Below are 24265 nucleotides of genomic sequence, written 5' to 3'. Positions count from 1 at the left end.
ACCGCTCCACCATCCCGAAGCTCACCACGGAGAACAACAATGACAAAGCCTCCGCTCCAACAGACGCCCGATGGTTTCTACCTGAACCGCACGCCTTGGTTCGCCTTCATTTTGCTGTGCAGCATCTTTGCGTTATGGGCGGCGGCCGCGAGCATGAACGACGTGCTCATCGCGCATTTCAAGAAGGCTTTCCTGCTTAGCGATTTCCAGACCGCATTCGTGCAATCGGCGTTTTATCTGGGCTATTTTTTCGTGGCGATTCCGGCCGCACTGGTGGTCCGGCGTTTCAGCTACAAGACCACCATCCTGATCGGCCTGATGCTGTACATGTTCGGTTGCCTGTTGTTCTTCCCGGCGGCATCGACCGCCAAGTACGGCATGTTCCTGTTGGCGCTGTTCGTAATCGCGGCCGGCCTGTCGTTTCTCGAAACCGCGTGCAACACCTATTCGACGTTGATGGGCCCGCGTGAAACCGGAACCCGTCGCCTGAATATTTCCCAGACGTTCCACCCGTTCGGTGCGATGGCCGGGGTGTATGTCGGCAGTTTCGTGATGTTCAAGGACACTGACGCCACGCGTGAGCAGCTCACGCAAATGAGCGCCTCTGACGCGGCGGTCCAGCAACTGCAAATGATCCAGTCCACGTTGCTGCCGTACAAATGGATGATCGCGGTGCTGGTGTTGATGTTCATCCTGATCGCCATCACCCGGTTTCCCGCGTGCAAAGGCAATCAACCGAGCAGCAAGAAAACCGCCAGCCTCGGCCAGAGCCTGTCGCGGCTGTGGCGTAACAAGCGGTTTACCTTTGGTGTGTTGGCGCAGTTTCTGTATGTTGGGGCCCAGGTCGGTGTCTGGAGTTTCACCATCCGCTTGGCGATGCAGTTGGGCGGCATGAACGAGCGCAGTGCCTCGTGGTTTCTGCTGACAACGTTTGCCGCGTACTTTGTCGGAAAGCTGATCGCCAACGTGCTGATGCGCAAACTGCACCCGGCCAAGGTGCTGGCGGTGTACGGCGTGCTGTGCATCGCGTTGCTGGCCTACACCATTCTGGTGCCGAACATCACCGCGGTATACGCAGCCGTTGGCGTGAGCGTGTTCCTCGGTCCGTGCTGGCCGACCATCTACGGCCTGACGATTGACGGCTTGGGTGAAGACACCGGTGTCGGCGGTTCGCTGCTGGTGATGAGCATCGTCGGTGGCGGGGTGATTCCGATCTTCCAGGGCCTGCTGTCCGATTACAGCGGCGGCAACATGCAACTGGCCTATAGCGTGCCGCTGCTGTGCTTCATCGTGATCGTGATGTACGCGGTGCGTTGCCTGCGTCATTCCGACAGCGAACGGGCACCGGTGGGTGCGGTGGTCGCGTCATGAATACGCGGATCAATCTTCATTCGTCGCAGTTCGGCGAGGCGCGCAAAACCTTGCTGGAATCTGAGGCGTTCACCGTCAGCGCCTGGGTCTATCCCAGTGGCGTGCTGGCTGTGGAATTGGCCAACCATCGCGGCAGTCTCGTGGTGCTGCCGTATCAGGGGCAGATGATTTGGTCCGCCGTGTTCGACGGTTGCGACCTGACCATGCGCAACCTGTTCAGCCAGCCCAAACCCAGCCCGACGGTGATCGGCACCTATGGCTGTTTCATGTTTCACAGCGGCCTGCTGCGCAACGGTTGCCCGAGCCCCGAGGACGATCATCCGCTACACGGCGAGATGCCTTGCGCGGCGATGGATCGCGCCTGGCTGGAGGTCGGTGAGGACAGCGTCGGTCAATACCTGCGATTGGGTGGCGAGTACGAATACGTGCAGGGTTTTGGTGACCGTTATCGGGCCAGCCCGAGCGTGACTTTACGGGCTGACTCAGGGTTGTTCGACATCGCCATGCAGGTGACCAATCTCGCGGGCAAACCGATGGACCTGATGTACATGGCGCACATGAATTACGCCTATGTCGAAGGGGCTCGTTTCATCGAGCCCTTGGGTTTTGAACGTGTGCGCCTGCGCACAAGCGTGCCGGCCCATGTGAAACCGACGCCGGCCTGGAGTCGTTACATGGACGCGTTGGCGTCTGCACCGGAACAGCTCCAGTGCCTGGATCAACCCGCGCTCTACGATCCCGAGATCGTGTTTTTCTTCGACGGTGTGCGGGCGGACGACAGCGGCTACGCGCACTTTCTACTGAGCCACCCTGGCGGTGCGGCGTTCTACACCCGCTATCGTCCCGATCAATTCGAGCATGCCGCGCGCTGGATTTTGCACAATGCCGATCAACACGTGGCGGCGTTCGTGCTGCCGGCCACGTGCGAGCCGGAAGGCTATCGCGCCGAGTCTGCCAAGGGCCATGTGCGTTCGCTGGCGGCGGGGGCGACGGCTGATTTCAGTGTCACCACCGGTTACCTCAGTGCAGCGGAACAACAGGCTCTGATCAGATGATCAACTGCGCGCCGCTGGCGGTAATGGCGTCGCGGTAGACCTTGGGGATTTTCTTGTCGCTGACTACGAACTGAAAGTCCTCAAGGTTGGCGAAGTGCGCGGTGCGCACCGTGTCGAACTTGCTGTGGTCGGCCAGCAGCAACCGTTGTTGCGCCTGACGCAAGACTTTCTGCTTGACCTCCACTTCATTGAAGTTGAAGCAGGTCACCCCGAAGTCCTGGCTGATGCCGGCAGCGGAAACGAAGGCCCAGGTCAGGCGCACACTGTCAAGGATGCCGGTTTCGGTTTGATTTTCGAACACCTGGTTCTTGCGGTGGAATGTGCCGCCGCACACGACAATGTGGCAGTTGGGTTTTTGCGAAAGTTTGAGCAGCACGTTCAGGGAGTTGCACACGGCCGTGAACTCGAGTTCGTCGGGGATGAAGTCGACCACGAAAGGCGTGGTGGTGCCGCAGTCGAAGAACACCGTGTCGCCCGGTTGAATAAACCCGGCGGCGAGTTTGCCGATACGGCGTTTTTCTTCGACGTGGCGGGTGTCTTGTTCGGCCACGCGGTAATCGCCGGGCTCGCTGCCATCGTGAATTCTGGTGATGTAGCCACCGAGCAGCCGCAGGTGGTCGGTGTACTTGCTCAGGTCGCGGCGCAGGGTCATCTCGGACACGTCCAGCAACGCCGCCATCTCGCGCAGATGAATGGCGCTCTGGTCCTGCAGGGCTTGTTGAATCAGCTTGAGACGCTCGGCTTTTTTACTGTCCACAGGCATTCCGGGGTTGATTGTTTGTGTTATTTAAGTAACATTATTTGTTAGATTTGTAACGTTTTTGCGCGAATCACCCTCGATTGTGGCGCAGGCGCATTTGAATATACAAACAGGAGTTTTTGCGATGGCACACCTCGAACCCCAAGCGTTGGCGCAGTACATCGATCATACCTTGCTGGCGCCCGATGCTACCCGCGAGCAAATCGCCACGTTGTGCCGCGAAGCCGTAGAACACGGCTTCTATTCGGTGTGCGTGAACTCGGGGCAGGTCCCTCATGCGGCCCAATGCCTAGCCGGGCAACGCGTCAATATCTGCGCAGTGGTCGGCTTCCCGCTGGGTGCCGGTCTGAGCGACACCAAAGCCTTCGAAGCCGAGCGAGCGATTGCCGCCGGTGCCGGGGAGGTCGACATGGTGTTGAACATCGGCGGGTTGAAAGACGGTTTGTTCGATCAGGTGCGGGACGACATCGCCCAGGTCAAACAGGCCTGCGGCCCTGTGCCGCTGAAAGTCATTCTGGAAAACTGCCTGCTCACCGACGCCGAAAAAGTGAAGGCCTGCGAGATTTGCCGTGAGCTGAATGTCGCTTTCGTCAAGACATCGACCGGCTTCAGCCGCAGCGGCGCCACCGTGGAAGATGTCGCCCTGATGCGCCGCACCGTCGGCGCGGTCATCGGGGTCAAGGCTTCCGGTGGCGTACGCGATTACCCGACCGCGCTGGCGATGATCGAAGCCGGCGCCACGCGACTGGGCACCAGCTCGGGCATCGCGATCATCAGCGGCGCGCTGGCGGCGGGTGAGGGGTACTGATCAGTCCACCCGCAAGACAATCTTGCCGATGTGATCACCCGCTTCCATCCGGGCATGAGCCAGCGACGCGTCGGTCAATGGATAGACCTTATCGATCATCGGCAGGCAACGCCCGGCGGCGAGTACGGGCCAGACATACTCGCGCAACTGTTCAGCAATCGAGGCCTTTTCTTCGCGAGTACGTGAGCGCAACAGGGAACCGGTGATGATTGCGCGCTTGGCCATGATCGCCAGCAGGTCGACATCTTTGGCGTGATCGCCGCCGAGAAAGCCCAGCATCACCAGTCGACCCTCCATGCCCAGCGCCGCGATGTTCGGATTCAGGTACGAACCGCCCATGATGTCGAGGATCACGTTCACGCCTTTGCCGGCGGTTTTTTGCGCGATGACTTCGGCGAAATCCTGGTCGCGGTAGTTGATCGCCTCGGCCCCCAACTGACGGATCACCGCACACTTGTCCTCACTGCCCGCCGTGGCGAATGCCTTGATGCCGAATTCGCGACACAACATCAACGCGGTGGTGCCGATGCCGCTGGTGCCGCCGTGAATCAGTGCGCGCTGGCCTTTGCTGGCGCCGCCCATGTCGAACAGATTGGCCCACACCGTGAAGAAGGTTTCCGGGACCGCCGCCGCGTGCACCCAATCCATCCCGGCAGGAATTGGCAGCGTCTGGCCGGCCGGTGCCACGCAATACTGCGCATAGCCGCCGCCGTTGGTCAGCGCACAAACCTTATCGCCAACGATAAATTCGCTGACGCCTGCGCCGATGGCCACCACTTCACCAGCCACTTCCAGCCCCGGGATCGGGCTCATGCCGGGTTTCATCGGGTACTTGCCGGCGCGTTGAATCACGTCGGGGCGGTTGACCCCGGCGGCGTGCACGCGAATCAGCACTTCGCCTACACCTGCGGTCGGGACCGGTTCCTGGCGCGGCTTTAAAACCTCCGGGCCACCGGGTTGGGTGATTTCAATCAGGGTCATGGTTTGAGGCAATGTCATGTCGAAGTCCTGGGGTAGAGAAGTCATAAAAGTGGGACCGCATCCAGGCGGCGGTGATTCAGTTCAAGGCAGGCAACAAATCATCACGACGGTTGAGCAAACGCATGCCCTGTTCCAGCAGCAGTGCAACCACAATCGCACCAGCCGCAATGACAAACAACAAGGCGTGATGACCGCCGCTGGCGTTGAACAGCGCGGAATAGGCAAAGCCTGCGATGGCTTGAAACGTCGCGAACGAAACCGTCGCGCGACTCCAGGCCACTTGCTGCTGGTGATGCTGCGGGATCAGTTCGTGAACCCGTGCCAGCGCCAACGGGGCGATGCCCGGCGGGAACGAGCCGAGAATCACTGCCAGCAAGGCCAGCACCGTAAAAGAGCTCGAGACCGACAACAGACCAACGGCAATCGCCTGCACCACCAGTACCGTACGAATACTGACCTTCGCGCCGAACTGATCGGCCAGAAAGCCATAACTCACCGGCCCGATAATCGCGCCAACGCCATACATCACCCAGATCAGTGCACCGATGTGCGAGCCGGCACCGAGCCCGCGGGCCACGTAATCCACCAGGAACACCATCGCTGGCACGAGTCCGGCGGCCATGAATGCGTATTGGGCGAACAACAAGTACACGCGCGAGTCGGTCGGTGTCGACGAAGTGTTGTCCGGCGTCGTGGCGGTCGCGTGGTGCGAGTCTGATGGCCAGCCGAACCAGCTCGCAGCGGTCAGCATCAGCGAAAGAAGACCAAGGCCGAACCAGGTCTGTTGCAAGCCAAGGCTCAACAACGGCGGAACAATCGTCCCCGAACCGGCAATGCCCAGGCCAATACCCAGAAAAATCGCGCCGCTGGCCAACCCTCTGCGCGACACCGGCACGTGGGGCAACACAGTCGCGGCCACCAGCACCATGATCGCGCCACCGGCAATGCCCGACAGCAGGCGCCAGCCGAAAAACCAGCTCACTGACAAGGGAAAGCCACAGGCAAAGAACGACAAGGTCACGGCAAACATCATCAGCCGCAGCGCGGTTTTGTTGGAGGTGCGCTGCGCAACAGGGCGGCCAATCAGGGCGCCAATCAAATAGCCGACGAGGTTGGCGGCACCGAGATAAACCACGTCGCTGGCGGAAAACCAGTGCGCCTGGATCAACGATGGAATCAACGGCGTGTACGCAAATCGCGCCAGGCCAATGCTGACCAGGCTGGCGCTGAGGCCGGCGAAGATCGGCAGCCAGAGGGCGCTACGCGAGGGGGCGATGAGCTGTGCATGAGCAGGATCCTGAGAGGTGTTCGCTGGCCTTCAGCCTACCGTGATTGTTTGATGCAATAACGCAGCGATTTTGCGTTACTGTGATGCGAATATGCATCAGTAGGGGGACCGCATGAATTGGGATGACGCACGGGTATTTCTCGCGGTTTGCCGAGAGTCGACACTGCGCGGTGCAGCGCGGGTGCTCGGGGTTGATCAGGCCACGGTGGGTCGGCGTATTACTGCGCTGGAAAAGTCATTGAGTTCCACGTTGTTCCTGCGCACCTCCGAAGGCTACGCACTGACCGCGGTCGGCGAGGCGGCGCTGGCGGCCGTGGAAAAAATGGAGCGCTCGGCACTGGAGCTTGAGCGGCAGATCCAGGGGCTGGACGACCGGTTGACCGGGCTCGTTCGGGTCGGCACCACCGATTCCATGGCCATCGACTTCCTGATCCCGGCCATTGCGCGCCTGCATCAGCAGCACCCCGACGTGCGCGTGCAACTGGACGCCTCGACGCAGTTTCTCAGCCTGGCCAAACGTGAAGCCGACATCGCCGTGCGCAATACCCGGCCGGATAACCCGGACCTGATCGCGCGACGAGTCGCTCGCTGGCCGGTGGGGCTTTTTGCGTCCCAGGCGTACGTGGACGCGAACGGCGTGCCGACACCTGGCTCGGCGTTTGAGGGGCATGATCTGGTGGTGTATCAGCCGTATCTGCAAAGCCAAAAGGACATGACCCTGGTGTCGGAACCGCTGACTCGCGGGCGCATTGTCTCGAGCCTGAGTTCCAGTCTGCTGGTGCGTCGATCCATTGCCGCGGGGATCGGGATCGGGGAAATTCCGGTGTACATGGGGGAGAGGGACGGGCTGGTCAGGTTGTGGCCGGAGCGCACGCGACCGGTGCCGTATGACGTGTGGCTGGTGACCCACGCAGACCTGCGGCATACCGCCAGAGTCCGTGTAGTGATTGATGAAATTGTCGCGGTGTTTTCTGGCACCGGCGAATAAAACGCAACACCTGTAGCAGCTGGCGAAGCCTGCGTTCGGCTGCGCAGCAGTCGTAAACCCAGCGCACGCGGTGTGTCATAAAGACCGCAGCGTCTGATTTCACGACTGCTTCGTCCGAACGCGGCCCGAACCGAACGCAGGCTTCGCCAGCTGCTACAGGGATCGCGGGTGACCGTTATGGCATTTCAGGCAGTTCTTGCGGGCGCAAATCGAACACCAATACTTCAGCATCCACGCCATTGCTCAACGTCAGCACCTGTTCATCGCGAACCCGCACGCCATCGCCTTCCTGCAACGACACGCCGTTGAGCTCGACGCTGCCACGGGCTACATGCACATAGGCATAGCGGTTCGCGGCCAATTCCAGCGTTGCGCTTTCCTTGCCGTCGATCAACGCGGCATACACCCGTGCATCCTGACGCACCTTCAGCGAACCCTTCGCCCCATTGGGGGAGATGATCAGTTGCAGACGGCCGCGTTTCTTTTGCGTGCTGAAGTGCTCTTGCTGATAACGCGGTGTGGCGCCGCTAACTTGCGGCACGATCCAGATTTGCAGGAAGTGCACCGGCCGGGTGGTCGAGTGGTTGAATTCGCTATGCGCCACGCCGCTGCCGGCGCTCATCAACTGCACGTCGCCAGGGCGGATCACCGAGCCGGTGCCCAGGGTGTCTTTGTGTTCCAGAGCACCTTCGAGCACATAAGAGAAAATCTCCATGTCGCGGTGCGGGTGCTGGCCGAAGCCTTTACCGGCGGCAACCCGGTCATCGTTGATCACCAGCAGGTCGGAAAAACCCTGCTCTTTCGGGTTGCGATAGTTGGCGAAGGAAAAGGTATGGAACGACTTCAACCAACCGTGATTGGCCGCGCCGCGATCCGAAGCTTTGCGAAGGGTCAGCATGATGAAATCTCCTGTGGGGACGTTGATTCGTCCGAGTGAGGAGAAGGTTAATGGTTACTGGCTGGTGCAATAAGTAGGTGTAAATTGAAATACTGTCCCGTTGAGGTTGACAATAATCGGCAGGCGATCACGTATTCTTCTCCGACGCCGATGCCACATTTGGCCATAATGCACAGCATTCCTCTGATGCCGGGCACGAGACCTGTGGGAGCGAGCCTGCTCGCGAAGGCGGCGTCACATCCAACACTGTTGGTGACCGATACACCGCTTTCGCGAGCAGGCTCGCTCCCACAGAGGGTTGGTGTTTGGCAGATGGATTTTCTTTTGACTTCAGTGATTTGAACCCATGAAAACCGTGGCTATGGTGTTGTTCCCGGACTTTCTCCTGCTGGACATGGCAGGCCCGATGGAAGTGTTTTCCATCGCCAATCGATATCTGGCACCGGATGATCGTTACGAACTGTCGACCATCGGCACCGAACATGGCGCACTGCGTGCCTCCAACGGCGTCAGCGTCCAGGCCGATTTGCACATCGATCAGGCGGATCAGGCGTTTGACCTGTTGCTGGTGCCGGGCGGTCCGGGTGCCTACAACGAAAAACATCCACCGTTGTTGTGTTGGCTCAAAGCCGCGATCGGTCGCACCGAGCGATACGGCTCGATCTGCACCGGCGCGTTCGTGCTGGGGCATGCCGGTTTGCTGGACGGTTATCGCGTGACCACCCACTGGCATTACACCGAACGACTGATCAAAGGCTTCCCGAAGGCGACCGTCGAGACCGATCAGATTTACGTGCAGGACCGCAACCTCATCACCTCCGGCGGCGTCACTGCCGGCATCGACCTGGCACTGTCGGTGGTCGCCGAAGACCATGGCAAGAAAGTCGCCCAGGACGTCGCCAAGGTATTGCTGGTGGTAACGAAGCGGCAGGGTGGGCAGGCGCAATTCAGCCCGTTGATGGCCGCTGTCGCACCGCAGGAAACGCCGATCACTCGCGTGCAGAACTACGTGCTCGAACATCTCGATGAAGCTTTCAGCATCGAACGCATGGCCAGCCTCGCGAACATGAGTGCGCGGCACTTTGCCCGGATGTTTGCTCGGGAAGTGAACATGACGCCCATGGAATTTCTGCAAAGTGCGCGTATCGACAGCGCCAGGAACCTGCTGGAAACCAGCGACTTGCCACTCAAGACAGTGGCGTTCAAAAGTGGCTTCGGCAGCGTACGGCACATGCGTTTTCTGTTCAGTGAAAAGCTTGGTTTGACGCCGACCCAATACCGCGAACAGTTCAGCTAGAGCCTTCTTGTCCGTTATGCGCACCGTGATGGCTGTGACGCTCCCACCGTGGCAGTTGTTCTGTCACTGATGCCTGCCAAGATATCCTGAACGCTTTGCAATGGAGGTGCGGGAGCCTGGAAGGTGGGTGCAAGGGATGTTGCTGCACTGTGAGCCCGGCCAGGTTTCAGCACGTGAATGTGCATGAACAGCCTCAGAGATTTAAGCAGCGATGCGGTGCTGCGATTCGGCCCCTATGCATTCCACCTGCGGCAACGGCTGATCCTTGAGGGTGATCGACCGCTGCGCATGGGCGGTCGGGCACTGGATATCCTCCAGGTGCTGGTCGAGCGCGCCGGCAACGTGGTCAGCAAGGATGAACTGATTGCTCACGTCTGGCCGACGTCCGTGGTCGAGGAAATCAACCTGCGCGTGCACATTGCAGCCCTGCGTCGGGCGCTTGGCGACGGGCAGAACGGCCAGCGCTACATCGTCAACATTCCCCAGCGCGGTTACAGTTTTATCGCCCCTGTGCAGCATGCGTCCGCAGGCACGCGGGGCTTGATCGAGACCGTGCAAAAACATCAGCACAACCTGCCCGCACGACTCACGCCGGTGACCGGTCGGGATTCGCTGGTCGGCAGTCTGGTCCGGCAGTTGCCGGTCCGGCGTCTCATGACGCTGGTCGGCCCCGGCGGCATCGGCAAGACCACGATGGCGTTGCGTGTCGCCGAACTGCTGTTGCAGCACTATGAAGAGGGTGTGTGGCTGGTTGATTTCGCAGCGATCGATGACCCCACGCGAGGGGTCGATCATCTGATCCAGACCCTTGAACGGGAGATCGGCACGACGCTGGAGGTGCTTGTAAACTGGCACGCGTTGCTGGTGCTGGACAACTGCGAACACCTGCAGGAACGGTGTCGAACCCTGGTCGAGGATTTGCTGATGTCGGCGCCTCGGCTGTCCATTCTGGTGACCAGCCGCGAGCCTTTGCAGGCAGCAGGGGAAACGGTTCAGCGTGTGCCGTCTCTGGCGGTGCCGCCGGCGTCGGCGTTGCACAGTGTCGCCGAAACCATGGGGTATTCGGCGGTGCAGCTGTTCGTCAGTCGTGCCCGAGCCCGTCAACAAGGGTTTACCTTGCGCGAACAAGACCTCAAGGCGGTCCGTGAAATCTGCCGGCGGCTCGATGGTTTGCCATTGGCCATTGAACTGGCAGCGGCGCAGATCCACGCGCTGGCGTTGGTCGGTTTGCAAGCTCAGCTGGATAACTGTCTTCAGCTGCTGACCCAAGGCCGGCGCACGGCGGTGCCCCGACATCAGACGCTCAAAGCTGCGCTGGACTGGAGCTATGAACGGCTGGGCCTGCTGGAACAAACCGTGTTGCAGCGCCTGTCGGTGTTCAAAATGTCCTTCACCCTCGATGCCGCGATTGGCGTGTGCAGTTGCGTGGCGCTGAAGCCCGATCAACTGGCGACACTGGTGACGCGATTGGTCGCCAAATCGTTGCTCTCGATGGATCAGGTCAACGGCACGACCCGTTATCGCTTTCTCAACACCACGCGCTCCTATGCCCTTGAGAAGCTCGAACACAGCGGCCACCTGCGGGCGTTTGAGCAGCGCTATTCGCATTACATCAGCCGGGCGCGCTGGGTCTCAGGCATGCAGTTGCCCATGGAGCTCGTCGAGTAATCGACGGACTTTGCTCAGGTCCGGTGTAGAAAATCCCTCGGTGAACCGATGGTAGATCGGTGCCAGCAGCTCATGAGCTTGCTGATACAGGCCCTGCCGCTGCCAAAGTTGCGCCAGCGAGGTGGCGCTGCGCAGTTCCCAAGCCAGGGCGCCCTGATGTTTTGCCACGTTCAACGCCCTGATCAGCACGGCCTCGGCCGCTTCGGTTTTCAGTGGGCAATTCTCGGCCAGCAGCGCATCAGCCCGGGCCCGCAGAACTTCCGCGGTGCTCCAGCCGGCCGTACCGGTGTCGGCCCGTTGCAACAGGGCGTCATCGACGAAACTGCCATCCAGCGTGACCATGATGTCCTTGATCAGCCCCACACCTGGTTGAAGAGGCGTACGCGCCTCGGCGCGGTCGATTACCTGCGCATAGTGCCGGGCCCAGGTGTAGAACAGCAGCACCGAGTGTTTCTGTGCTTGTTCCAGCAGCAGGCGCAAGAGTTCACGAGCCGTTGGGGTATCGCCGTTGTAGTGAGCGATCAGGCAACCGGCCAGCGCCAGGGTGTAGCAGATGGACGTGCCGTGGTTGATCTGGGTCGCAATGTCCAGCGCTTGTCGGGCGGTGCGCCAGGCTTGTTCCGGTTGCCCTTGCAACCAGAGGATGCGCGCCAGAATCGTCAGGGAGGCGACGCTCTGATCGTAGTGCACGCCAAAACCGTAGGTGAAGCGGTTGAGGTGACCGCTCTGGGCCATGCGCTGAAGCACCTGTTCGGCATTGATCCGCGCCTGCTGCTGGTCCCCGGCAAAGTGCAACGCCAGCACCCGCAAGCGATGCATGCTGAGGGACAACACTGCATCGCCGTGCAGCCCCAACCGATCGAATTGCCGGCTCTGTTCCAGGGCCATTTGATAATTGGCGCTACAGAGGTTGACCGCCATGTGCCCGGACACCGCCCGCAACTGACCGGCCAAATCGTTGCATTGCTTGGCCAGAGTTCTGGCGCTGACAAAAGCCTCGATGGTTTCCGCCGTGCCGACCTGAGTGTGATAGCAAGAACTGCCGAGGGCGAGATGGAGGGCTATCTTCAGCTGCGGGCAGGGATCGGACGTTGCATCGAGCAGTGACAGCGCCTTGCGCACGTACTGGCCGTGCTCCTTGAGCAGCGACAGTTCCTGCCACAGCGGCGTGGAAGCTGCCGTCAGGCGGATCGCCAATGCGTGCGGTCCTTGCGCGTTAAAGCACCAGTCGAGGGCCGAACGAATGTCTTCCAGACCGCGGGCATAACGCTCGATCCACGTACGCGTAGGGATCAGCTCCCAGTCGTGCTGGGCCTGATTCATCAAAGCCAGACAGCGTTCGGCGTGACGTTCCCGGGTATCGGGCAGGTCGGCGGCGTGGTCGAGTTTCTCCAGGGCATAGCTGCGTGTGGTGTCGAGCAACCGGTAGAACACCTCTTCGTCACCCACCTCCACGTTCAGCAACGATTTGGCCACCAGTTGCGTGATCGAGCCAAACACTGCTTGCGGTTCGATGTGTTCGCCGACGATCACCGCCGCCGCCGATTCCAGGGTGAATCCGCCTCTGAACACACTTAGTCGGCGCAGGCAGGTTTGTTCGCAGGCATTGAGCAGCTCGAAGCTCCAGTCCAGTGTGGCGCGCAGGGTTTGGTGTCGGCCCAGCGTGGTCTGACAACCCTGGGTGAGCAGGCGAAAACTGCCTTGGAGTTGGGTCAGCAATCCGCTTAATCCGAGGCCGCTGACTTGCGCGGCCGCCAATTCGATCGCCAATGGAATACCGTCCAGACGTCGGCAGATTTCAATCGCCAGCGGCAGCTCGTCATCGGTCAATTCGAAGCTGTCGTGGCTGGCCATCGCTCGCTCGACGAACAACTGCAGGGCGGAAAAGGTCAGGGCCTGAGCGCGGTCTGGTACGGCGATGGGGGGAGGGCAGTCCAGCGACTCCAGGCGCTGGACACATTCACCTTCGGCCCGCAGGCTCTCACGGCTAGTGGCCAGAATGTGCACCTCTGGCGCGGCGCGCAGGATGTTCTCGCTCAGCAATGCAATCGCGTCGACCAGGTGTTCGCAGTTGTCGATCACCAGCAGCATCTGCCGGTCGCGCAAAAACGCGGCGAGGCCGCTCATCGGCTCGGCGTCGTGCAAGGACAGTTCGAGCAATGTCGCCAGGTGAACGGTGATCATCGACGGATCGTTGATCGGCGCCAGGTCCAGCAGACGAATGCCATCCCGGTAGCGCCCGATCAGTTGTTCGGCGACACGCAGGGCCACGGTGGTTTTGCCGATCCCGCCGGGGCCGACCAGGGTGATGAAACGCTGGCGTGAAAGCTGGACCACCAGGCTATCGACGAAGGACTGGCGCCCGATCATGCGGGTTCGACGAACGGGCAGGTTGTGGCCGCTCGGCGCGGGCGCTTCGCTCCCTGGAGGATGCTCGATGTGCTCCAGCGAATACGGTGCCACAAAGCTGTACCCGCGCTGTGCCACAGTGACGATGTAACGCTGGCCGGCCTGGCCGTCGCCGAGGGCCTTGCGCAACGCTGCCATGTGTACCCGCAGGTTGATGTCTTCCACCACGCTTTTGGGCCACACCCCGGCGATCAGCGTTTGTTTGCTGACCACCTGCCCGGCGTGTTCCAAAAGGATCAACAGAATGTCCATGGCACGCCGACCCAGGCGCAGGGGCTGGTCGGCCTCCATGACCAGACGTTGTCCGGGATAGATCCGGTAGGGGCCGAAATGGACGGCTTGTTCGGGGGGAAGGGTCAACGTGTCACTCCTGCTTGCCGCCGTCTGGTACGCGGTTTTCGAACATATTCGTCAGGTTTTTACGGCAACGCAATGCGCTGGCCGGATGACTCTGCGGTGTCCGCCTGGATGGCTGGTTCCCCGTCCTTGTTCATGGGGTCGGTAATTATTGGGCGCGACGGTCTTAAAGGTGTCGCTGAGGCTTTTGGCGCGCCAGGGAAAATTAACAACGTTTAACTCGTCCTGCGTCCGGTCTACGCTCAAAACTCTGCATCTTCAACGGCCACCGGTCTGTGGGAGCGAGCCTGCTCGCGAAGGCGGCGGCACATTCAACATCGTTGGTGACTGATACAACGCTTTCGCGAGCAGGCTCGCTCCCACAGGGGGCTGCCGTGGAACAAAGGGATTAAACATGTCATGAGGACGCCGGAATGAGCAACGTGGTGGTGGTCTATCACAGTGGCTACGGGCACACCCGTGTCATGGCCGACGCCGTGGCCCAAGGTGTGGAAAGCCACCTGGGCAGTACCTGCCGGCTGATTTCGGTCGAGGACGTGGACCGGCACTGGGACCATTTGCACAACGCCGACGCGATCATCTTCGGCGCGCCGACCTACATGGGCAGCGCCTCGGCACCCTTCAAGGGGTTCATGGACGCCACGGCGGCGTTCTACCTGGCCCAACCCTGGCGCGACAAACTGGCGGCCGGCTTCACCAATTCCGGTTGCCTGTGCGGCGACAAACTCAACACTTTGCTGCAGATGGCAGTGTTCGCCGCGCAGCATTCAATGATCTGGGTTGGCCTCGGCCTGCTACCGGCGCGTTCGAGCAAAGGCGTGTTCGATGGGCAAATGAATCGCCTGGGTAGCTCGCTCGGCGCCATGGCGCAGTCGAATGTCGAACAGTCCCCCGAACGCGCACCGCCCCCCGAAGACCGCTGCACTGCCGCCCATCTGGGCGAGCGAGTGGCGCGGCTGGCTGAACGCATGAGCCACTCACCGGTTTGATTCACCCCAACACTCGCTAAGGAGACAACGCATGAGTACGTTCACGACCCGAGACGGCACCGAGATTTATTACAAGGACTGGGGCAGCGGTCAGCCCATCGTCTTCAGCCACGGCTGGCCATTGAACGCCGACAGCTGGGAATCGCAGATGATCTTCCTGGCTGCCAAAGGCTACCGGGTGATCGCCCATGATCGCCGCGGTCATGGCCGCTCCAGCCAGCCGTGGACCGGCAACGACATGGACACCTACGCCGATGATCTGGCGCAGTTGATCGAGTTGCTGGACCTCAAAGACGCCGTGCTGTTCGGCTTCTCCACCGGCGGCGGCGAAGTGGCGCGCTACATTGGTCGCCACGGCACCGACCGCGTGGCCAAGGCCGGGCTGATTTCTTCGGTGCCGCCGCTGATGCTCAAGACTGAAACCAACCCTGGAGGCCTGCCGATCGAAGTGTTCGATGGCATTCGTGAGGCGTCCCTGGCCGACCGTTCGCAGCTCTACATCGACCTCGCCAGCGGTCCGTTCTTCGGCTTCAACAAACCGGACGCCAAGCCATCCCAGGGCATGATCGACTGGTTCTGGATGCAAGGCATGACCTCCGGCCACAAGAACGCTTATGACTGCATCAAGGCGTTCTCCGAAACCGACTTCACCGAAGACCTGAAGAAGTTCGACATTCCGACGCTGGTGGTGCATGGCGATGCTGACCAGGTGGTGCCGATCGAAGCGGCGGGCATTGCGTCGGCAAAACTGGTGAAAGGATCTACGTTGAAGATCTACCCCGGCGCCCCCCATGGCTTGACGGATACCCACAAGGATCAGCTCAACGCTGATCTGCTGGCGTTTTTGAAGGACTAAGCGTTAATCCCTAGCCCCTCGATCCTATGCCATGGAAGCTTTGTAGCAGCTGTCGAGCCCCGGCGAGGCTGCGTTCGGCTGCGAAGCAGTCGCAAAATGCGAGAGCGCGGCCTGCCTGAAACACCGGGGGCTGAATTCACGACTGCTTCGCAGCCGAACGCAGCCTCGCCGGGGCTCGACAGCTGCTACAAGAAATGTGTTAGCGGGTTTACGGCGCGTGAAGTTGAGCGGTGCAGGCGGGGCGGTGGGCCTGGGACCGTACGGTGCGGCAACGCCACGCAAATGGAGTGATGCCTTCATTGCGAGTGAAGATGTGGCAGAAATGTGCCTGATCGCAGAAGCCGCATTCGAGACTGATTTGCGTCAGCGTCAGGTCAGTGCTCTGGATCAATTGCTTGGCGCGGGCGATGCGCTGGTTGCGAATCCAGTCCTGAGGTGAGAGCCCGGTGCTGCACTTGAACGCGCGGGAGAAATGACTGCGCGAAAGGGCGCAGGCGCGGGCCAGTTCGCTCACTTCAACGGTTTCACCAAGGCGCTCGAGGATCAGTTGCTTGACCAGGCTTTCGCGCCACGGAGTCAGGCCGCCGGTGTTTTTCTTTCGCGTTTCAGTGGTCGCCTCGCGGGCAACGTTTTGCTGAGAATGGGCCATGACAGATGTCCTTGTCGGTGAGCTTCATTTTTGGCCGCAGGGCTCTGGCAGGCGAGTTAAACGTTGTTAATTCCGTCGGTGTGCGGGGGTAACCAACAGCGCTAACTCAGCACATGGCTGCAATTTCTGCGGGTGCGAGCCGTGCAAAATCGACGTCATCTGGCGGCGGTATACGTGGCCGCTCTTCTGACTCGACCAAGGTGGTGGCATGAAACATTCTCTGGTTTGCGCGCTGGGGCTCGCGGCCGCGCTGGCGTCCGGCATTTCCTCGGCGCAGGCACCGGCGCAAGTCGGCACACAAGTGCCGGGTTATTACCGGTTGGCGGTGGGCGATTACGAGGTGACGGCGTTGTTCGATGGCTACAACGATCTGTCGCCCAAACTGCTCAAAGGCCTGACCCAAAGTCAGATCCGCGCGCTGCTGGCTCGCCGTTCGATTGAAACGCCGGGCGTACAAACCGCGTTCAACGCCTTTCTGATCAATACTGGCAAGCAATTGATCCTCGTCGATACCGGTGCCGGCCAGTGCATTGGTGCTACAGCCGGGATGCTGTCAGACAATATGAAAGCCGCCGGTTATGAGCCTGCGCAGGTCGATACGATTTTGTTGACCCACCTGCATCTGGACCATGTCTGCGGACTGGTCGACGGACAGCAGAAACCGATTTTCGCCAACGCCACTGTTTACGCGGCAAAGGCAGAAGCCGATTACTGGCTTGATCCTCAGGCCCTCGCCAAGGCGCCGGAGGGTGCCAAGCCGTATTTCAAAATCGCCCAGGACTCGACCGCGCCCTACGTCGCGGCGGGTCGCTTCAAGACGTTCGATGCCGGTCAGTCGCCTGTACCGGGTGTGGAGGCGGTTCTCGAGACTGGCCACACGCCGGGCAGCACCACGTACCGCTTTACCTCGAAGGGTCAGAGCATTCTGTTCATGGGCGACCTGGTGCATAACCTCGCGGTGCAGTTCGAGCACCCTGAAGTGTCGATCGGCTTTGACGTCAACAGTCAGCAAGCGATCAAGAGCCGCGCCAGGGTTTTCAGTGATGCAGCGGCGAGCAAAATCTGGGTAACAGCGGCGCATTTGCCGTTTCCGGGCATCGGCCATATCGCCGCAGAGGGCAAGCATTTCCAATGGGTACCGGTGGAGTACGGTCCCTACAAACGTGCGGCCAACGTACCGCTGATCGAGTAACGTCCACCGCCAAGTGCCTGGCTGAACACACAAGGGAATCTGCCTGTGAACCGTAACGATCTGCGCCGCGTCGACATGAATCTGTTAGTGATTTTCGAAGCGTTGATGTTCGAAAAGAACCTCACCCGTGTTGCTGAAAAACTCTTCATGGGGCAGCCGGCGGTGAGTGCGGCGCTGGGACGGTTGCGGGATCTGTTCGACGATCCGCTGCTGTTGCGCAACGGCCGCGGGATGGAGCCGACAGGGCGGGCACTGGCAATTCTCAAGGAACTGCAGCCGGCGATGGATGTGATTTCCGGGGCGGTGAGCCGAGCTAAAGAATTCGATCCCGCTACAAGCTGCGATGTGTTTCGCATTGGGCTGTCGGACGACGCCGAGTTTGGCTTGTTTCCGCCCTTGTTGAGCCAGCTCCGGGAAGAGGCACCAGGAATCATTGTGGTCGTGCGGCGGGCGAATTATCTGCTGATACCGGCGTTGCTGGCGTCCGGAGAGATTTCGGTGGGGGTGAGTTACACCACGGATCTGCCGGCCAATGCCAAGCGCAAGACGTTGCGGGATATTCCGTGCAAGGTGCTGCGGGGTGACAAACGACCGGGGACGCTGTCGCTGGATGAATACTGTGAACGACCGCATGCGATGGTGTCGTTTTCGGGGGATTTGAGCGGCAATATTGATCTTGATCTCGCGAAGATCGGACGAAGTCGGCGGGTGGTGTTGGGCGTTCCGCAGTTCAGTGGGTTGCGGGCATTGCTGGCCGGGACCGAGATGATCGCCACCGTGCCGGATTATGCCGCGTGTGCGTTGGTCGAGGGTTGTGCGTTGCGGGCCGAAGACCCGCCGTTTCCGATTGAAGCGGCGCAGCTTTCGATGGCCTGGAGCGGGGTGCATGACAATGATCCGGCGGAACGGTGGTTGCGGTCGCGGATCAGTGAGTTCATGTCGAAGCCTTTGCCGATTTCGGCTTGACCGTGGCGGCCTGGTAGCCGACCCATCTCTTTCAGGTGTACATATCCATTCCTGCGGTAAAGGCCGCTTATGGTTTCGCCCTTACGGCGACTCCCTTTGGCAAACGCCCCAAAGGAAGCAAAGGTCTCGCCCCAGCGTCCGGCCCCTCGCCTGGGCTCGGCGTACCCTCGCTCCGGCATTCATCTGGGGGCATCGCCTCCGGTTGGCTTCGCTTCAACCTCCTCTCGATGTGTTCGACTTCGTCGAACGGCGCTACGCGCCTGCCCCCCAGATGAACACCTCCACTCAGCCTCCCGACGGGGCGGGTGGATCAAGATCAAGTGCTGCAGGCGAGCTAACGCTCGGCCTGTTGAGTGGTGAGGGGCGAAAGACGTGCGCCGATTCCCTGTGGGAGCGAGCCTGCTCGCGATAGCGGTGGGTCAGGCAATATCAATGCTCAATGACACATCGCCTTCGCGAGCAGGCTCGCTCCCACAAGGGATCTGCGGTGGATCGTACCGCTGGGCTCATCCACAAAAAGAGCACGTACATCCAATTTTTCCCTTCCCCACACCGGCACTATCGAATGACGTTCCGGCACATCGCTGCCGGTGGTTTTTCATTAGTGCAGGTAGCCCATGAATGCTTCGCGATGGGATGAACGAGCCCAGGATGTCGGGCTGTTTTTTTTGCGGGTCAGCGGTGGTTTGTTTCTGCTGTGGGTGCATGGTTTGCCGAAACTGCTTAACTACAACGCTCAACTGCAAGTCATCGAAGACCCGTTTCACTTGGGCGCGAATGTCACGCTGATGCTGGCGATTTTTGCCGAGGTGTTGTGTCCGCTGCTGATCATCGCCGGGGTGCTGGTGCGTCTGGCGTGCCTGCCGATTTTGGCGGTGTTGTTGATCGCGCTGCTGGTGGTGCATCCGCAATGGAGTCTTGATGAAGGGCAGTTCGGTTGGCTGCTGTTGATTCTGTTCACCAGCCTTCTTATCGCCGGGCCGGGACGGCTGGCGCTCAATGTCCGTTTCCCTGGAGCTTTGCGTTATGCCTGAATCCAATCGTTTCGAGGAAGTCGTGACCCTGGTCATCAAGCACAGGATCAAGGCGGGGTTTGAAGCGCCCTATGAAGCCTGGTTGCGCAACATTGTCAGCATTGCCGGGCAGCAGGAAGGGCACTTGGGCGTTGATGTGATTCGCGGCAAGAGCGCCGGCCTTGACCTGTACACCTGCGTGCTGCGCTTTTGCTCCACCGAATCGATGCAGCGCTGGCTCGATTCACCGCAACGGCTGGAACTGGTCAACGAAGCCACACCGATGCTCGCTGACGGCGACCAGACCGAGGTCAATCCGGTCAACGAATTCTGGTTCGCGCCGCAAGCCGACGCGGCTTCGCCGCCACCGCCGCGCTGGAAGCAGGCCGTGGTGACGTTGTTGGTGATTTTGCCGCACACCTTGCTGGTGCCGCTGATCTGGGGCCCGCTGCTGCAGCTCAATACCTTCCTGTCCAATTACGTGGTCGCGACGTTCCTGATCACGCTAACCATCGTCGTTTCGGTGGTGTACCTGTTCATGCCGATGGCGACGCGCTTGTTCGCCCCCTGGCTGTCCTCTTCCACTCAGCCCAAGGAAACGTGATGAACGCCGATCTGATTTTGTTCAATGGTCAATTTCATACGGTTGACCGTGAAAACCCACGCGCCAGCGCCGTAGCGATCAGCAATGGTCGCTTCGTCGCGGTCGGCACCGACGCCGAAGCCATGGCCCTGCGCGGTTCGGGTACGCAGGTCATCGATCTCAAGGGTCGCTGCGTCATTCCCGGCCTCAACGACTCGCACTTGCACCTGATCCGTGGCGGTTTGAACTACAACCTCGAACTGCGCTGGGAAGGGGTGCCGTCGCTGGCCGATGCCCTGCGCATGCTCAAGGATCAGGCCGACCGCACGCCGACGCCGCAATGGGTGCGCGTGGTCGGTGGCTGGAACGAATTCCAGTTCGCTGAAAAGCGCATGCCGACCCTCGAAGAACTCAATCAGGCCGCGCCGGATACGCCGGTATTTGTCCTGCATTTGTACGACCGCGCTTTGCTCAACCGTGCCGCGTTGCGCGTGGCCGGTTACACCCGCAACACGCCGAACCCGCCGGGTGGCGAGATTGTGCGCGATGCCAACGGTGAACCGACCGGCATGCTGGTCGCACGGCCCAACGCGATGATTCTGTACTCGACGCTGGCGAAGGGGCCGAAGTTGCCGCTGGAATATCAGGTCAACTCGACCCGCCAATTCATGCGCGAGCTCAACCGTCTCGGCCTGACCAGTGCCATCGATGCCGGCGGCGGTTTCCAGAATTATCCGGACGATTATCAGGTGATCGAGCAGTTGGCCAAGGACCAGCAGTTGACCGTTCGCATCGCCTACAACCTGTTCACCCAGAAGCCGAAAGAAGAACTGACCGACTTCAAGAACTGGACCAGCAGCGTGACCCTGCATCAGGGTGACGACTATCTGCGGCACAACGGCGCCGGGGAAATGCTGGTGTTCTCGGCGGCGGATTTCGAGGACTTCCTCGAGCCGCGTCCGGACCTGCCGCAAACCATGGAAGACGAGCTGGAGCCGGTGGTGCGCCACTTGGTCGAGCAGCGCTGGCCGTTCCGTTTGCACGCCACGTACAACGAATCCATCAGCCGCATGCTCGACGTGTTCGAGAAGGTTAACCGCGACATTCCGTTCAACGGTTTGCCATGGTTTTTCGACCACGCCGAAACCATTACACCGCAGAACATTGAGCGGGTGAGGGCGCTGGGTGGCGGTATCGCGATTCAGGATCGCATGGCGTTTCAAGGCGAATATTTCGTCGAGCGTTACGGCGCCAAAGCCGCCGAAGCGACCCCGCCGATCAAACGCATGCTGGCCGAAGGTGTACCGGTTGGCGCTGGCACCGATGCCACGCGAGTGTCCAGCTACAACCCCTGGACTTCGCTGTACTGGATGGTCAGCGGCCGCACAGTCGGTGGCCTGGAACTGCATGCCGAGGGCTTGTCTCGTCAAACCGCACTGGAGCTGTTCACCCACGGTAGCGCCTGGTTCTCTTCCGAGCAGGGCAAGAAAGGCATGATCAAGGTCGGCCAACTGGCTGACGTCGCGGCCTTGAGCGCGGATTTTTTCAGCGTCGACGAAGAAGCGATCAAGTGGATCGAGTCGGTGTTGACCGTGGTCGGCGGCAAGGTTGTGTACGCCGCCGGTGACTTCGAAAAACTTGGGCCGGCCAGCGTACCGGTGTTGCCGGACTGGTCGCCGGTGGTGAAAGTGCCGGGGCACTGGCGTCCTACTTCACCGATGCAAGCGCAGGTTCACCATTGCAGCGGGCCGTGCGGCGTGCATTCCCATAGCCATGAAAAGGCGCGCTTGTCGAATGCGCCGGTCAGCGATTTCGCGGGTTTCTGGGGCGCGTTTGGCTGCTCGTGCTTCGCGTTCTGACGATCACAAAAAAGCGCCGGCCCTGCACGTCGGCGCCGCATGTAACACCCATCCACCGAGGAGTTTCACATGAGCAACGTTCCGTACAAACGCCTGAACAAAGATGACGCCGTTGTCCTGTTGGTCGACCACCAGACGGGCCTGATCTCGCTGGTTCAGGATTTCTCGCCGAACGAATTCAAGAACAACGTACTGGCCCTGGGCGATGTGGCCAAGTTCTTCAAACTGCCGACCATCCTGACCACCAGCTTCGAAAACGGCCCGAACGGCCCGATGGTTCCCGAGTTGAAAGAGCAGTTCCCGGACGCGCCGTACATCCCGCGTCCAGGCCAGATCAACGCCTGGGACAACGAAGATTTCGTCAAGGCCGTTAAAGCCACTGGCCGCAAGCAACTGATCATCGCCGGTGTCGTCACCGACGTTTGCGTGACGTTCCCGACGCTGTCGGCGCTGGCTGAAGGGTTTGAAGTGTTCGTCGTGACCGACGCTTCGGGTACCTTCAACGAAACCGTGCAACAAGCGGCCTGGGCGCGCATGGCGGCGGCCGGTGCTCAACTGGTGAACTGGTTCTCGGTGGCCTGCGAGCTGCAGGGCGACTGGCGCAACGATATGGAAGGCCTGGCGAACCTGCTGTCGCCGCGCATTCCGAACTACCGCAATTTGATGAACAGCTACTCGGTGCTGACTTCGAAGTAAGTTTGCAATCACACAGAAAAATGCCCGCGAATGTGCGGGCATTTTTTTGGCTGGTGAATGAGCTTTTTGCTAGCTGGACCGTGTGCCCCGTTACACCGGTTGGCGTTTCTGCAGCCAACTCAGGAATCCGCTTTTCCTGATCGGCACCGGTGTGGTCATCAACGCCAACCGACTGTTCTGCTGCCTGACCGCTTGCAGCTTGTTCAACGCCTGACCCACTTCGACGCGTTGCTCCATGCAATCACGGGTCAGGGATTTGTCGATCCGGTAAATGATGCACGAGGTCAAGGTGGTGAAGGTCGCCTGCGAGGGTGTATCGGTGAGAATGCTTTGCTCGCCCATGACTTCACTCGGCCCCATACGCCCGGCTTCGGTTTGCCCTGTGCCATTGGGTACGGTGGCGCTGACCACCCCGGTGGCGATCACCATCAAGCTGTCCGGCACGTCGCCCAATTCCAGCACCACCTGACCTGCCGCGTACTGCTGCGGGACCATCGACTGGGCGATTTGATCACGCTCATCTTCGCTCAAGGAACGGAAGATTTTTACTTCATCCAGCAACGCCCGTGCGCGGGTCGTTGGTTCAATCACGCCATCGAGCTGCCGGGAAATACCCGCCGCTTCGAGGTGCCGATGCACCAGGTCGAACAGTTGATTGCGCACTTCGCTTTTTTTACCCAGCTCGGCGATAAACCCGCTGGCTACGTATTCGGACATGGTTTCGCCAGACGCTTTCAGCACTGCTTTCGGTGCCGGGTTGAGCAGCAAACTGCTGCTGCCCTGAAGCGTGCGGTCCAGTGCATCCAGCACCCGACGCGGGCGAATGTGGTTAGGCACCTGAATGCTGATTGACACGCCGTGCATGTTGTTTGGCCGACTGAGGTTGACGATTTTTGCCTTGGCCGCCACCGAGTTCGGCACCACCGCGGTACTGCCGGCACTGGTCAGCAGGTGGGTAGCGCGCCAGTCGATGTCGAGCACTTTGCCCTCGACGCCGTCGATCATGATCCAGTCATCCACCTGATACGGCTTGGTGGTGTTGAGCACGATCCCGGAAAACACGTCGCTCAAGGTACTTTGCAACGCCAGGCCAACGACGATTGCCACGACGCCGGAAGTCGCCAGCAAACCTTTCACCGGCAGCTCCAGTACATAACCGGCCGCCGCGACGATGGCGATCAGAAACACCAGTGCGCCGATGACATCCTGCAGCAACCGACCGCTGTGACCGATGCGGCGCATCAGTACCAGACCGATGACTTCGGTGAGCACCCGTGCGGCGTACAGCCACCAGAGAATCCCCAGTGCCGTGGCGCCCGATTGCGCTACGCGATCCTCGGCGAACAGCGGCGCCTGTAACGGGCTCACGCCGGCATTGATCACGAGTGCGCTGAACATGATGAACAGCGTCAGGCGCACACCGACCCGCGAGATGCGATGCTTGAACGGCGCGAGGTGCCAGAGCACTGCGTCGATCAACAGCAGCAGGGCACTCCACGACAGCAGATGGGCAAGGAAAAAGGACATGGGGACACTCCGGCTAAAGATTGCTTTCGATTCGCGTAGCCGCCTCGCCCACATT

Annotated in this window: 21 protein-coding genes; 14 read left to right on the top strand and 7 right to left on the bottom strand. The window is 60.4% G+C overall.

Annotation, left to right across the window (positions count from 1 at the left end):
* The first annotated feature begins 39 nt into the window (after positions 1–39).
* Positions 40–1371 (top strand): L-fucose:H+ symporter permease, encoded by a 1332-nt coding sequence (gene fucP, locus JFU47_RS07755; protein ID WP_140684169.1) that lies wholly within the window; start codon positions 40–42, stop codon positions 1369–1371.
* Entirely contained in the window at positions 1368–2426 is a 1059-nt protein-coding gene (locus JFU47_RS07750) for an aldose 1-epimerase family protein (RefSeq protein WP_201182245.1), read from the top strand. Before fucP ends, JFU47_RS07750 begins: the two co-directional genes overlap by 4 nt.
* Here the strand turns inward: JFU47_RS07750 and deoR are convergent.
* Complete coding sequence (gene deoR, locus JFU47_RS07745; RefSeq protein ID WP_201182243.1) at positions 2419–3189, bottom strand: DNA-binding transcriptional repressor DeoR; 771 nt, start codon at positions 3187–3189, stop codon at positions 2419–2421. The genes JFU47_RS07750 and deoR overlap by 8 nt on opposite strands.
* Positions 3190–3310: 121 nt before the next feature.
* Between deoR and deoC the strand changes: the two genes are divergently transcribed.
* On the top strand, positions 3311–3994 hold the full coding sequence (deoC, locus tag JFU47_RS07740) for a deoxyribose-phosphate aldolase (protein ID WP_201182241.1): 684 nt from the start codon (positions 3311–3313) through the stop codon (positions 3992–3994).
* Here the strand turns inward: deoC and JFU47_RS07735 are convergent, their stop codons facing one another.
* Complete coding sequence (locus JFU47_RS07735; RefSeq protein WP_201182239.1) at positions 3995–4993, bottom strand: NAD(P)H-quinone oxidoreductase; 999 nt, start codon at positions 4991–4993, stop codon at positions 3995–3997.
* Positions 4994–5051: 58 nt separating this feature from the next.
* A complete protein-coding gene (locus tag JFU47_RS07730) occupies positions 5052–6251 on the bottom strand; it encodes a YbfB/YjiJ family MFS transporter (RefSeq protein WP_201182313.1) in 1200 nt (399 codons plus the stop codon).
* A 124-nt stretch (positions 6252–6375) separates the two neighbouring features.
* Between JFU47_RS07730 and JFU47_RS07725 the strand changes: the two genes are divergently transcribed.
* Positions 6376–7251, top strand: coding sequence for a LysR family transcriptional regulator (locus tag JFU47_RS07725; protein ID WP_201182237.1), 876 nt, complete (start codon positions 6376–6378; stop codon positions 7249–7251).
* Between the two features lie 175 nt (positions 7252–7426).
* Here the strand turns inward: JFU47_RS07725 and JFU47_RS07720 are convergent, their stop codons facing one another.
* Positions 7427–8149 carry a pirin family protein gene (locus JFU47_RS07720; protein ID WP_201182235.1) on the bottom strand — a complete coding sequence of 241 codons (723 nt, stop codon included), beginning with the start codon at positions 8147–8149 and terminating at the stop codon, positions 7427–7429.
* 346 nt (positions 8150–8495) lie between these two features.
* On the opposite strand from JFU47_RS07720, the gene JFU47_RS07715 reads away from it, so the two are divergent.
* Both JFU47_RS07715 and JFU47_RS07710 read left to right on the top strand, forming a co-directional pair.
* Positions 8496–9446: a GlxA family transcriptional regulator gene (locus JFU47_RS07715; protein ID WP_201182233.1), complete on the top strand. Its 951-nt coding sequence runs from the start codon at positions 8496–8498 to the stop codon at positions 9444–9446.
* Positions 9447–9629: 183 nt separating this feature from the next.
* On the top strand, positions 9630–11114 hold the full coding sequence (locus JFU47_RS07710) for an ATP-binding protein (protein ID WP_201182231.1): 1485 nt from the start codon (positions 9630–9632) through the stop codon (positions 11112–11114).
* On the opposite strand, the gene JFU47_RS07705 is transcribed toward JFU47_RS07710, so the two are convergent.
* The gene (locus JFU47_RS07705) at positions 11079–13883 is read right to left on the bottom strand and encodes an ATP-binding protein (RefSeq protein WP_201182229.1); all 2805 of its coding nucleotides are present in this window, start codon (positions 13881–13883) and stop codon (positions 11079–11081) included. The genes JFU47_RS07710 and JFU47_RS07705 overlap by 36 nt on opposite strands.
* 410 nt (positions 13884–14293) lie before the next feature.
* Between JFU47_RS07705 and JFU47_RS07700 the strand changes: the two genes are divergently transcribed.
* Complete coding sequence (locus JFU47_RS07700) at positions 14294–14869, top strand: flavodoxin family protein (protein WP_201182227.1); 576 nt, start codon at positions 14294–14296, stop codon at positions 14867–14869.
* 31 nt (positions 14870–14900) lie between these two features.
* Positions 14901–15725: an alpha/beta fold hydrolase gene (locus tag JFU47_RS07695; protein ID WP_140684196.1), complete on the top strand. Its 825-nt coding sequence runs from the start codon at positions 14901–14903 to the stop codon at positions 15723–15725.
* Positions 15726–15933: 208 nt separating this feature from the next.
* On the opposite strand, the gene JFU47_RS07690 is transcribed toward JFU47_RS07695, so the two are convergent.
* Positions 15934–16374, bottom strand: a complete 441-nt coding sequence (locus JFU47_RS07690; RefSeq protein ID WP_201182225.1) for a helix-turn-helix domain-containing protein — start codon at positions 16372–16374, stop codon at positions 15934–15936.
* Between the two features lie 208 nt (positions 16375–16582).
* On the opposite strand from JFU47_RS07690, the gene JFU47_RS07685 reads away from it, so the two are divergent.
* From JFU47_RS07685 to ycaC, 6 genes are all read left to right on the top strand, one after another.
* Positions 16583–17566: an MBL fold metallo-hydrolase gene (locus JFU47_RS07685; RefSeq protein ID WP_201182223.1), complete on the top strand. Its 984-nt coding sequence runs from the start codon at positions 16583–16585 to the stop codon at positions 17564–17566.
* Between the two features lie 45 nt (positions 17567–17611).
* Positions 17612–18532, top strand: a complete 921-nt coding sequence (locus tag JFU47_RS07680) for a LysR family transcriptional regulator (protein ID WP_140684202.1) — start codon at positions 17612–17614, stop codon at positions 18530–18532.
* Between the two features lie 617 nt (positions 18533–19149).
* Complete coding sequence (locus JFU47_RS07675; RefSeq protein ID WP_201182221.1) at positions 19150–19566, top strand: DoxX family protein; 417 nt, start codon at positions 19150–19152, stop codon at positions 19564–19566.
* Entirely contained in the window at positions 19559–20149 is a 591-nt protein-coding gene (locus JFU47_RS07670; RefSeq protein WP_140684208.1) for an antibiotic biosynthesis monooxygenase, read from the top strand. Before JFU47_RS07675 ends, JFU47_RS07670 begins: the two co-directional genes overlap by 8 nt.
* Positions 20149–21987, top strand: a complete 1839-nt coding sequence (locus JFU47_RS07665; RefSeq protein WP_140684210.1) for an amidohydrolase — start codon at positions 20149–20151, stop codon at positions 21985–21987. Before JFU47_RS07670 ends, JFU47_RS07665 begins: the two co-directional genes overlap by 1 nt.
* A gap of 69 nt (positions 21988–22056) precedes the next feature.
* A complete protein-coding gene (gene ycaC, locus JFU47_RS07660) occupies positions 22057–22683 on the top strand; it encodes an isochorismate family cysteine hydrolase YcaC (RefSeq protein WP_008032694.1) in 627 nt (208 codons plus the stop codon).
* A 90-nt stretch (positions 22684–22773) separates the two neighbouring features.
* Here the strand turns inward: ycaC and JFU47_RS07655 are convergent, their stop codons facing one another.
* A complete protein-coding gene (locus tag JFU47_RS07655; protein ID WP_201182219.1) occupies positions 22774–24210 on the bottom strand; it encodes a mechanosensitive ion channel family protein in 1437 nt (478 codons plus the stop codon).
* Positions 24211–24265: the final 55 nt, after the last annotated feature.

It is taken from the genome of Pseudomonas sp. TH39(2020) (genome assembly GCF_016650715.1).
GTDB classification, from domain to species: Bacteria; Pseudomonadota; Gammaproteobacteria; order Pseudomonadales; family Pseudomonadaceae; genus Aquipseudomonas; species Aquipseudomonas mandelii_C.
Note: the sequence above shows the minus strand (reverse complement) of the source record. Positions and strands in the feature narration are given on the sequence as shown.

Coding starts and splice junctions, on each gene's coding strand:
- JFU47_RS07720 (WP_201182235.1), bottom strand. CDS start 8,149: ATGCTGACCCTTCGCAAAGCTTCGGATCGCGGCGCGGCCAATCACGGT.
- JFU47_RS07670 (WP_140684208.1), top strand. CDS start 19,559: ATGCCTGAATCCAATCGTTTCGAGGAAGTCGTGACCCTGGTCATCAAG.
- JFU47_RS07715 (WP_201182233.1), top strand. CDS start 8,496: ATGAAAACCGTGGCTATGGTGTTGTTCCCGGACTTTCTCCTGCTGGAC.
- JFU47_RS07675 (WP_201182221.1), top strand. CDS start 19,150: ATGAATGCTTCGCGATGGGATGAACGAGCCCAGGATGTCGGGCTGTTT.
- JFU47_RS07690 (WP_201182225.1), bottom strand. CDS start 16,374: ATGGCCCATTCTCAGCAAAACGTTGCCCGCGAGGCGACCACTGAAACG.
- fucP (WP_140684169.1), top strand. CDS start 40: ATGACAAAGCCTCCGCTCCAACAGACGCCCGATGGTTTCTACCTGAAC.
- deoR (WP_201182243.1), bottom strand. CDS start 3,189: ATGCCTGTGGACAGTAAAAAAGCCGAGCGTCTCAAGCTGATTCAACAA.
- JFU47_RS07710 (WP_201182231.1), top strand. CDS start 9,630: ATGAACAGCCTCAGAGATTTAAGCAGCGATGCGGTGCTGCGATTCGGC.
- JFU47_RS07655 (WP_201182219.1), bottom strand. CDS start 24,210: ATGTCCTTTTTCCTTGCCCATCTGCTGTCGTGGAGTGCCCTGCTGCTG.
- JFU47_RS07665 (WP_140684210.1), top strand. CDS start 20,149: ATGAACGCCGATCTGATTTTGTTCAATGGTCAATTTCATACGGTTGAC.
- JFU47_RS07685 (WP_201182223.1), top strand. CDS start 16,583: ATGAAACATTCTCTGGTTTGCGCGCTGGGGCTCGCGGCCGCGCTGGCG.
- JFU47_RS07735 (WP_201182239.1), bottom strand. CDS start 4,993: ATGACATTGCCTCAAACCATGACCCTGATTGAAATCACCCAACCCGGT.
- JFU47_RS07725 (WP_201182237.1), top strand. CDS start 6,376: ATGAATTGGGATGACGCACGGGTATTTCTCGCGGTTTGCCGAGAGTCG.
- deoC (WP_201182241.1), top strand. CDS start 3,311: ATGGCACACCTCGAACCCCAAGCGTTGGCGCAGTACATCGATCATACC.
- JFU47_RS07700 (WP_201182227.1), top strand. CDS start 14,294: ATGAGCAACGTGGTGGTGGTCTATCACAGTGGCTACGGGCACACCCGT.
- JFU47_RS07695 (WP_140684196.1), top strand. CDS start 14,901: ATGAGTACGTTCACGACCCGAGACGGCACCGAGATTTATTACAAGGAC.
- JFU47_RS07750 (WP_201182245.1), top strand. CDS start 1,368: ATGAATACGCGGATCAATCTTCATTCGTCGCAGTTCGGCGAGGCGCGC.
- ycaC (WP_008032694.1), top strand. CDS start 22,057: ATGAGCAACGTTCCGTACAAACGCCTGAACAAAGATGACGCCGTTGTC.